Source organism: Streptomyces aureus (assembly GCF_001418135.1).
GTDB lineage: Bacteria > Actinomycetota > Actinomycetes > Streptomycetales > Streptomycetaceae > Streptomyces > Streptomyces aureus_A.
Genome location: NZ_LIPQ01000499.1, coordinates 1 through 8,963, shown reverse-complemented (window position 1 = coordinate 8,963; position 8,963 = coordinate 1). Strand labels below are relative to the sequence as shown.

The window sequence follows — 8,963 nt, the reverse complement described above, 5'->3', positions numbered from 1 at the left end:
CGCCCGACCCGCCCAGGGCGGGTCGGGCGGGCCCCGGCCCCCTCCTCGTCGTGCCCGTCGGGGCCATCCGTGTCAGGCCACCAGCTCGTAGATGCTCCGGGCCGTCAGCCACAGGCCGACGACCAGGGACAGCGTGACGATCAGCTGCTCCTGGTGCTGCCCCAGCCAGTCCCGCAGGGCGTTCAGCCGGGCGTTCGCGGCTGAGGGCGCCCAGACCGCATACATCTCCATCACGATGAGGCTGAGCGTGGCCAGCAGGCAGTAGCCGCTCAGGGCGAGCCAGTCATCGAGGGTGGAGAGGTTCGCGTCGACGGCGGTCGCGGCGCGGTCGGCGGTGCCGGTGCCCGCCGTACAGCACCAGTGCCACGCCGATGACGAGTTTCGCAACGATCGCGGCAGTCGAGGGCGCGCTGTTGTGCTCGGGGGGCTGACCACCGGTCAGCAGCACCACGCAGGCGATCACCGCGACGAGATTGGCCAACCACGACAACAGGAACGCCAGCCCCTTGTGAACACCGCGCCGCGAGGAGAGCAGGAGGATGAAGGCGCTGTTGTGCAGGGGCCCCAGGCTGATGGCCGTACCGATCACAATCAGGTCGAGGACCATCGAATCAGCCGCTCCGGGACGTGAGGGTGGTGTGCCGGTGGAGGACGGGCGGACCTGCCGGCAGAGTCGGGCGGCGCCGGTACGGGTGCCACATCCCGACTCTGCAGGTGGTGGAGCGACCGGTCAAGCAGGCCACGCCCGCGCGTCACCCGCGTTCGCCCGGGCCCCGGACCGCCGTCGACGGTGACGTGGCGCGGACCGCCGTCGATGGTGACGTGGCAGGGTCAGCCGTCGACGGTGACGTGGCGGGGCCCACCGTCGACGGTCACGTGGCAGGGTCCGCCTTCGATGGTGAGGTGGCAACTCGGCGAGGGGGACGGGCTGCTTCGGCAGCCACGTTTCGAGTCCCCGTGCACGGACAAACGGTCCGTCGACGCGTGAGGGAGGGAGAGATTCGGATGAAGTCGACCGGCGTGGACAGAGGTGCGGTCAGGAGGAGCCCCAGGGTCTGGCGTGATCTGGTGCTGGCCGTGGGGCTCATGGGGATAAGCGTCGCTGGTCTGTTGCTCTTCCTCAAAGCAGCCCAGACGGCGGGAAGCCGCGGCTCGGGGGTCGTCGCGGCCGTCCTCGTGGCGCTCGGCGCCCTGGGGGTGCTGTCCGTCGGACTGTCGACCGCCAGGAGGGACGTGTCGTCGTTCCGCTTCCGCGGTCGCGGGCGTGGCGTCCAGCGGGACAACCTGGTCCCCGCCCCGGCCGTTCCCGACATCGGCGGCGAGGCTCTGGACCACACAGCCGTCGACGCCGACGGCTTCGAGCACACGGTGGCCGCACTCTGCGCGAGGGACGGCTGCACCCCCGTGGAAGTGGTGGGCGGAGCGGGCGATCTGGGCGCCGATGTCGTCGCGGTCACCGTGGACGGCCGGCGTGTCGTACTCCAGTGCAAGCACTACGCACCGGACAACCACGTCGGTTCCCAGGATCTGCAGAGGTTCGGCGGTACCTGCTTCACCATCCACGAGGCGGACGTGGCCGTCGTCGTGACCACAAGCTCCTTCACCGCGCCGGCCGTCGAGTACGCCGCCACGTGCGGAATCATCTGCGTGGACGGCGAGGCGCTGGCCGCGTGGACGGACCAGCTCGCGCTCGCCCCCTGGGACGCGCCCGCCACGGATCCGACGGCTTCCATCGCGCTGAACGGCCCGGGGTGAGGGGAAGCCGGTCGATCGCGACAGCCCGCTTGCGGACGGCCCCCGGACAGCCGCGAGACCGGTGGGTCAGCTCGTCGCGCGTACGGCGTCCCTGATCAGGTCCGCGACCTGGGCGGGCTCGGACAGAGCCACGGCGTGGGAGGCGTCCGGGAGTTCGACGACGGCGGCTCCGGCCCGAGCGGCGCCGAAGCGCTGGAGCTCGGGGCTGATCGTGCGGTCGGCCCCGGTCACCAGGGCCCAGGACGGTTTGGTCCGCCACGCCGCAGTGGCCGCGGTCTCGGTCAAGGCGACCGTGGCGAGCGGGCGTTGGGACGCTGCCAGGACGCCGGCGACTTCCTCGGGCACATCCGCCGCGAAGATGGAGGGAAATGCGGCCTCCTCGATGGTGACCTCGACCGCGGAGCCGCCGTCGCGGAGCGGGTACGTCCACTCCTTCAGGCTGCCCGTCAGCGGGGACTCGGGGAAGCCCCCTTGGAGCTGGCCGAGGCTCTCCCCCTCGTGGGGCACGTAGGCGGCCACGTAGACGAGCCCCACGACGTTCTCCGCGGCTCCGGCCACGGTGATCAGCGCACCGCCGTACGAGTGGCCGACGAGTACGACCGGGCCTGCGAGCTGCGCCACGAAGGCGGAAAGATAGGCGGCGTCCGCTGTCAGCCCCCGCAGCGGGTTCGAGGGGGCGATCACCGGGATACCGCTGCTCCGCAGCTCGGATATGACGCCTATCCAGCCGGTCGCGTCGGTGAAGGCGCCGTGCACGAGGACGACGGTGGGGTTGGTCATGCGAGTTCTCTTCTCGGTGGCGTGCCACGTGTGGGCGTCGTCACGACGGTCAGGACGCGGCCCTGAGATCGGCAAGCGGTCCGTGCAACTGTTACTCACGGTATGGCCGCGTTGGGGGTCCCTCTTGTACGTCCGCGAATCCGTGCTGTCATGAAAGCGCACGCGCGACTCAGCGCCTTCGCTCGTCCGTGGCGCCGGCAGTCGTCGTCGCGAAGGCCGAGGTCGCCAGCGCCTGCCATTCGCTGGGGCTCATGCCGTAGGCCCCGCGGAACGTGCGGCTGAAGTGCGAGGGGCTGCTGAAGCCCCAGCGATGTGCCACCGCGGCCATGGTGGTTCTCCGATTGGAGCGGCCCAGCTCGATCCGGCAGATCTCGAGCCTGCGCTGCCGCACCCACTGGCTCACCGTGCTGCCGTCGTTCTGGAAGAGCTTCTGCAGGTACCGGACCGAGATGTGGTGGGCGCGTGCGATCGATTCCGGCGAGAGGTCCGGGTCCATCAGATGTTCTTCGATGTAGGCGTGGATGCGGGACAGCATCGTGTTGACGGCCCCGGGCGCGTCGTCGGCCTCGTCCGTCGTGGCCGCGTCGAGGAGCTCCATGACCAGGAGGGAGAGGAGGTGTACGGCCGCCCGGGCACGCCGGTCCCCGATCGTGGACCGGCGGAACTCCGCCTTGGCGGCGAGCGCGGTCAGGAAGTCGGACGCCAGCGCCCCGATTCCCTCCCCACCGCGCACGGGGACGCCGAGCACCTGGTTCAGTTCCGACTCGGTGACGCCCAGATAGCAGCGGGGCACCCGGAAGAAGATCATCTGGCAGTCCTCGCCGAACCGCAGCAGGTGCCGTCGGGCCGGGTCGCAGAAGACCAGGTCGTTCGGCTCCAACCGGGTCTTGTCACCCTCGTGGACGACGGCGACGGGCCCACGGACATGGACGCCCAGGTAGACGTGGTTCCGGTCGTTCGTGTCCGGCATCTCGGAAAGCATCCGGACCAGCCATCTCGAGCGGGAGGAGGGCGAGGTCTGGTCGGCTGCCTTCCGGGGTGCCTGTCGGGGCGCACGGGACATCAGTGTGAGGGACATGGTGATTCCTAGCCGTTGGTTCGTGCAGGCGGAGGGCGGGATTCACATCCCGTTCACCGGCTCCTCGGCCAGGAACTTCTCCACCACGGTGTTGAAGGCGGGCGGGTTCTCCAGGAAGGGGAAGTGCGAGCTCGCCACGTCGGAGGCGAAGACGTGCAGGCGTGCTCCGGGAATCCGCTCGGCGACGAACCGCTGCGAATCGGGGTGTACATGACTCCCCTCACAGCCGATGACCAGAGTCGGCACGTCGATCCGGGGAAGCACGTCCCGCCAGTCCTGCGCGCAGTGGTCGAACAGCAGGGGCACGCCGGCGTAGGCGGGTGTCGAGCTGATCTCCTCGGTGACGAAGGCCAGTACCTCGGGGTCCGGCTCACCGGAGAACATGCTGCGCACGAACTCGGCGCGGACTGTGCCGCCCTCCGGCCCCGCGAGGGCCGCACCCAGGTACAACAGCCCCGACACGTCGAAGATGGCGCCGGAGTCCCGCTGTTCCCGCTCGGTCATCCAGGGCACGGCGGCGACCGCGGCGGGCTGGTCGACCGCGACGAAGCGCCGGACCCGTCCTGTCCCGTACTGGTCGATGAAGCTCCACCACACCGAGACGCCCATGGACCAGCCCAGCGCGTCGAAACGGTTCAGCCCGAGATGGTCGACGAGTTCGAGCACATCGCGGGAGAGCCGGGCGATGCGGTAGCCGTGACGCGGCTTGCCGGACTTCCCGTGGCCGCGGAGGTCGACGGTGACGACGCGACGACCGGGCGCCAGTCCCTCGATCTGGTGGCGGAACATCGCCTGCGTCTGGCCCCAGCCGTGCAGCATCACCAGCGGGACGCCGTCGCCGCCGGTGTCCTGATAGGCAAGTCGTGCGCCGTCCGTCGTGATCAGTTCCTTCATGACCTCTCCCCTGGTCAGAGGCGGTACAGCGTCCCCGCCCGTCCCGAACATCATCGAATGGGGCCCGCCGCCCGCACCACCGCGAGCTGTAGGAATCGGGCCGTGGATCCTCCTCGCTTTGTCGAAGCGAGTCCGTGGTCAGACGGCCCCGTCGCCGTCCGGGGCGAGCAGTTCCCCGACCCTGAGGCCGAGGTGCAGGGTGAGCCGGTGCGCGCCGTCGTCGAGATCGAGTCCAGTGATCTCCTGGATCTGGCGCAGGCGGTAGTAGAGCGAGGTGCGGTGGATTCCCAGCGTGTCCGCGGTCTTGGGAATCGACCCCGCGTGTTCGAGGAAGCAGCGCAAGGTGTCCCGCAGGCGGTCACCTCCGTGTGCCTCGGCAAGGGTCCGGAGCGGTTTCGGGACCAGGGAGGCGTTCAGGGCGTGCTCGGGGAGCTGGAGAAGCACCGCGAGCTCGCCGAGCAGCTCCCAGTCACCGGCCCGCTTCAGGCTGGGCAGTCTGCGTGCCGCGCGCGCGGCCACGAGTGCCTGCTCGTACGAGGTCCACGCGTGGTCCAGGCCGGCGTGCCGACCACCGACTCCGATCACCGGGTACGCCGACGGGGCCAGGAAGGTGCGGAGTTCGTCGAGGATGCGAGCGGACTGGGATGCGACCTCGTCCGGGCCGGGTGGGCGGTCCCGGAGCTGCAGCAGCGTCGCCCGCTCCTTCCCGATCGCGACGAGCCCTTGCGCGGAGCGCGTCTGCCGGAGCCCCTCCAACGCCCCCCACAGGGCAGCCTCGGAATGCCGTACGAGATCCGTCACGGAGCTCAGCTGGACGACGGTGACCAGGACGTGCTCGGCCGCTCCGAGCAGTCCGAGTTCCCTGCCTCGACGGCGTGCGGTGGTACGAGCGGCGACGTCGGCACCGACGAGTTCGAGGACCAGGTCCCGCTCGTCGGCCTTCCGGGTGTCCGCGGCGATGTGCTCTCCGTACATCTGGGCGGCCATGGCGTCCGCAGCATGGGCGATGGCACCCGTCTCCTGCTCCCCGAGCGCCTTCTCGGGCACGACCACCATGAGCAGCCCGAGAAGATGCCCGCGCTCACGCAGCGGTACGACGTACCGGGGCAGCAGTCCGAGATCGTCACGGCCGTCGATGAATCCGGCTCTGGACCACTGGGTCACGCCCTGGGCGAGGACGTGGCTGATGGCCGCGCTGTTGGCGCGACCCTGGAGCAGGGTGCCGATGCGTACCGGGTCCTCGTCGCCGAAGTGCCGGCTCGTGCAGATCATGCGGACCAGCGGGTCGTCGACGACGACGGAACGGCCGAGCCGCTCCGCGAGCGCGTCGACGAGCGCCTGGAGTTCGGGGCTGCCAGGGCGGGCTCGCTGGAGCCTGACGGTCATGCGCTGTTCCTCTTTCGACCAACGGTTCGCCGCGGACTTCTCCGTTCCGCGACTCTTGATCATTCTGAGGAAGCGACGGCGTCGGCACATCGCACGAATCGTCCATTGCCATGACACCCATGGGGGATACGAAGCGACTACTCTGCGTTGTCACGATGCTTCACCAGCCGGGTCAGCTCGCCGCGCGAGGTGATGTCCAGCTTGGTGAAGGCCCGGCGCAGGTGCGAACTCACCGTGTGCGGCGAGAGGGAGAGGTGCTCGGCCACCTGTGGGTTGGTCAGTCCTCGGGCCACGAGCCGTACCACCCGTGTCTCCGCGGCCGTCAGCTCGGGCCATGCGTCGGAGCGTCCGGCCGCCGAGGGCCGACGGCGGACACCGGCGGCCCGCAGGCGTCGGCGGACGCGGGCGGCGTCCCGTTCGGCGCCCGCCCGCGCGTAGAGCGCGAGGGCCGTGTCGAAGAACGGCACCGCTTCGGACCTTCGGGTGGCCGCCAGCTTGCGTCCGGTGTCCTCCAGCGCCGACGCCCGGGCCAACGGCCGAGGGCAGTCCTCGTACAGCCGGACGGCACGTCCGAGAGGGGCGAGGTCGTTGTCGAGCAGCCCCCGGGCGTGCGCGGCGGTGGCGGCCAGGAAGGTGAGGTGGGGATTGAGCGCGGCCAGTCGCTCGGCCAGGGCCACTGCCTGCGCGGCCCGTTCATGCGCGCCGGCACGCAGCGCCAGGCGGACGAGGACCGGGGCGTCGGCGGGGTCGACCAGGCCGGCGTAGGCCGGTCGGTCCGCGGCGGGCGAGGTCATCACCTCTTCGAGCTCGGCCATGGCACGGTCGGGCCTGCCTTCGAAGTCGGCCATCAGTGCCAGCATCCAGGAGCCGAAGTGCCGGACGACGGGTGCGCCGTCGCTCCGCATGCGCCTCGCCTCGGCCGCGTACGCTCGTGCGGTCCGCTGGTCGTCGGTGTGGAGGGCGACCCGCATCATCACGTACCGGAGAGTGACGTCGGCGAGGTTGCCCGGGCCGGGGTCCTCGGTCGCCGCGGATGCCGCTTCGGCGTCGGCCCGGGCGTCCGTCAGCCGTCCGGCCTCCAGAAGGATGCGGGATCGGGCCATGAGCCACATACGGGTGGCCGCCGTCCGGCCCTGCTCCCTGGTGATCCGGATGCCGTCCTCGGCGGCGGCGAGCGCCTCCGCGGAGCGTCCGGTGGTGTGCGACAGGAGGGCGTGCCACAGGGCCTCCGGAACCCACAGCGAGGTGCTGACGCCCAGGGCGTCGGCCAGCGCGGCGGCCCGCTCGGCCTGACGGGACGCCTCGGCCAGGTCCATGCGGTGGAAACTCACGGCCGAGCGGACCGTCGTCAACGTGGCCTCGGCGGAGCGGTCCCCCGCTGCCGCCGCGGTCTCCCACGCCTCCGCGGCGACCTGCTCGGCCGCCGAGTGCTCGCCCGACATCGACAGGCCGACAGCGAGCATGGCGAGCAGTCGCCCCCTCAGGTCCACGGGGGTCCCGGGCAGTGCCGCCCCGGCGCGGGCCTGCCGTACCGCTTCGGAGAAGTCGAACGGTACGGCGAGGCGGGCCAGGGCGAGGCGTATGCGTGCCTCGTCCTCGGGTGCGAGACCGCCGGTCGCCAGAGCGGAGGCTCCCAGCTCACGCGCCTGGGCGGCCCGGCCCGTCTGCCAGAGCAGCGGGATCGTCTCGGCGATGACACGCGGCCGCTCCGGAGCGTCCGCCGTGGTGAGTTCCAGGGCCTTGAGGCTGCGTTCCGCTGCGGGTCCGGGAGCGGTGGAGGCCAGTTCCGCCGCGGCGGTGCGCAGCCGGTCGGCCTCCGCCGCGTCCCCCTGCCCCGCCCTCCCGGCCTCCGCCGCATCTGCCGATGCTCTCCCGGACGACGGCCCGGGACGTTCGACAGGGGAGGCGGCGCTCCCCTGCGACGGCTCGGCGGCTTGACCACGCAGGGCTTGACGCAGGGGCAGGGGGAGGCCGGCTTCCACCGACTCGCGGATGAGGTCGTGGCGGAAGGCGAGGCGATCACCGCTTTCGGTGAGCAGATCGGCGTCGAGGGATTCCCGTACCGCTGTGATGAGCGCCGCCGAGGACTTGTCGAGCAGTTCGGCCAGCAGCGCGACGGTGACCGGGCCGCCCGCGACGGACGCCGTCTGCACCAGCTCCCGTGCCGCCTCGGAGAGCTGGTCGAGGCGGCGCACGACGGAGGGGAGTTCCCGTGGGGCGGGGGGTCCGGCCGGCAGCCTGGCCGTGCCGTTGTCGATCGTCACCGCCTCCCGCAGCGAGCCGAGCAGCTCGACGAGCAGCTGCGGGACTCCTTCGGCGCGACGGACGACGCTGAGGACGTCAGCGCCGGGAGGGGCTCCGAGGACGTCCTCGGTGATCCGCGCGGTGGCCTGGTCGTCCAGCGCTCCCAGCGCCAGCTCGTGTGCGCCGGCCTGCCGGATCCTGTCCAGGGTCGTGCGCACTCCCGACGGCACGCTGCCGCCGCGCACGGCGACCAGCCACAGGATGGCGTGCGACGAGAGTCCGGCCGCGAGGGTGTTGAAGGTGAGAAGGGTCAGGTCGTCGCACCACTGGAGATCGTCGAGGACGACGAGCAGGGGGCCGTTTCGAGCCGTCTCCCGCAGGCGGTCCCCCAGTTCCTGGAGCAGCCAGAAGCGCTGGCCGGGTGTCGTGGCGAGGTCCCTGAGGCGAACGGCGCCCGACAGGGGGTCCTCGCCGGAGAGCAGACCGTCGAGGAGCGGGCCGAGCGGTACGAACTGCTCGTCGGGGTCCGCAGCTCCCTCGAACACCCTCGTTCCGCGCCGCCTCGCGGCTGCGGCTGCCTCCGCGAGGATCCTGGACCTGCCGATGCCGGCGGGGCCTTCGACGCGGATGATCCCGCCTTCGCCCCGGTCGAGCGCGCCGAGCCGCGCCTCGACGAACGCCAGTTCGGCGTCCCTGCCGCGGAGGGGTGTCCGTACACCGTCCAGTTCCTCGGGTACGGACCTTGTCGTCACTCGGTTCACGCTCATACGGCGGAACAGTATGAACCAATGGGCCACTCCTCCGTGACTCCGCCCCGGGGCGGAGT

General features: G+C 71.2%; 6 protein-coding genes and 1 pseudogene. 1 reads left to right on the top strand and 6 read right to left on the bottom strand.

Annotation, left to right across the window (positions count from 1 at the left end; all coding sequences use genetic code 11):
* Positions 1-72: 72 nt before the first annotated feature.
* A pseudogene (locus tag AOK00_RS32305) lies at positions 73-607 on the bottom strand (GAP family protein).
* Positions 608-1,086: 479 nt separating this feature from the next.
* Here AOK00_RS32305 and AOK00_RS32300 point away from each other — a divergent pair.
* Positions 1,087-1,755 (top strand): restriction endonuclease, encoded by a 669-nt coding sequence (locus tag AOK00_RS32300; protein WP_254047588.1) that lies wholly within the window; start codon positions 1,087-1,089, stop codon positions 1,753-1,755.
* Positions 1,756-1,821: 66 nt separating this feature from the next.
* Here the strand turns inward: AOK00_RS32300 and AOK00_RS32295 are convergent, their stop codons facing one another.
* The 5 genes from AOK00_RS32295 to AOK00_RS32275 form a co-directional block, all read right to left on the bottom strand.
* Complete coding sequence (locus AOK00_RS32295) at positions 1,822-2,535, bottom strand: alpha/beta fold hydrolase (protein ID WP_055603722.1); 714 nt, start codon at positions 2,533-2,535, stop codon at positions 1,822-1,824.
* Positions 2,536-2,704: 169 nt separating this feature from the next.
* The gene (locus AOK00_RS32290) at positions 2,705-3,505 is read right to left on the bottom strand and encodes a helix-turn-helix domain-containing protein (protein WP_254047587.1); all 801 of its coding nucleotides are present in this window, start codon (positions 3,503-3,505) and stop codon (positions 2,705-2,707) included.
* 150 nt (positions 3,506-3,655) lie between these two features.
* Complete coding sequence (locus AOK00_RS32285; protein ID WP_173861700.1) at positions 3,656-4,507, bottom strand: alpha/beta fold hydrolase; 852 nt, start codon at positions 4,505-4,507, stop codon at positions 3,656-3,658.
* 138 nt (positions 4,508-4,645) lie between these two features.
* Positions 4,646-5,893 (bottom strand): PucR family transcriptional regulator, encoded by a 1,248-nt coding sequence (locus AOK00_RS32280; protein WP_055603719.1) that lies wholly within the window; start codon positions 5,891-5,893, stop codon positions 4,646-4,648.
* A 137-nt stretch (positions 5,894-6,030) separates the two neighbouring features.
* On the bottom strand, positions 6,031-8,904 hold the full coding sequence (locus AOK00_RS32275; protein WP_079042302.1) for a helix-turn-helix transcriptional regulator: 2,874 nt from the start codon (positions 8,902-8,904) through the stop codon (positions 6,031-6,033).
* Positions 8,905-8,963: the final 59 nt, after the last annotated feature.

Bases quoted from the DNA above. Each gene is read 5' to 3' on its own strand.
- AOK00_RS32300 (WP_254047588.1), top strand. From the start codon at position 1,087: ATGGGGATAAGCGTCGCTGGTCTGTTGCTCTTCCTCAAAGCAGCCCAG.
- AOK00_RS32295 (WP_055603722.1), bottom strand. From the start codon at position 2,535: ATGACCAACCCCACCGTCGTCCTCGTGCACGGCGCCTTCACCGACGCG.
- AOK00_RS32290 (WP_254047587.1), bottom strand. From the start codon at position 3,505: ATGCCGGACACGAACGACCGGAACCACGTCTACCTGGGCGTCCATGTC.
- AOK00_RS32285 (WP_173861700.1), bottom strand. From the start codon at position 4,507: ATGAAGGAACTGATCACGACGGACGGCGCACGACTTGCCTATCAGGAC.
- AOK00_RS32280 (WP_055603719.1), bottom strand. From the start codon at position 5,893: ATGACCGTCAGGCTCCAGCGAGCCCGCCCTGGCAGCCCCGAACTCCAG.
- AOK00_RS32275 (WP_079042302.1), bottom strand. From the start codon at position 8,904: ATGAGCGTGAACCGAGTGACGACAAGGTCCGTACCCGAGGAACTGGAC.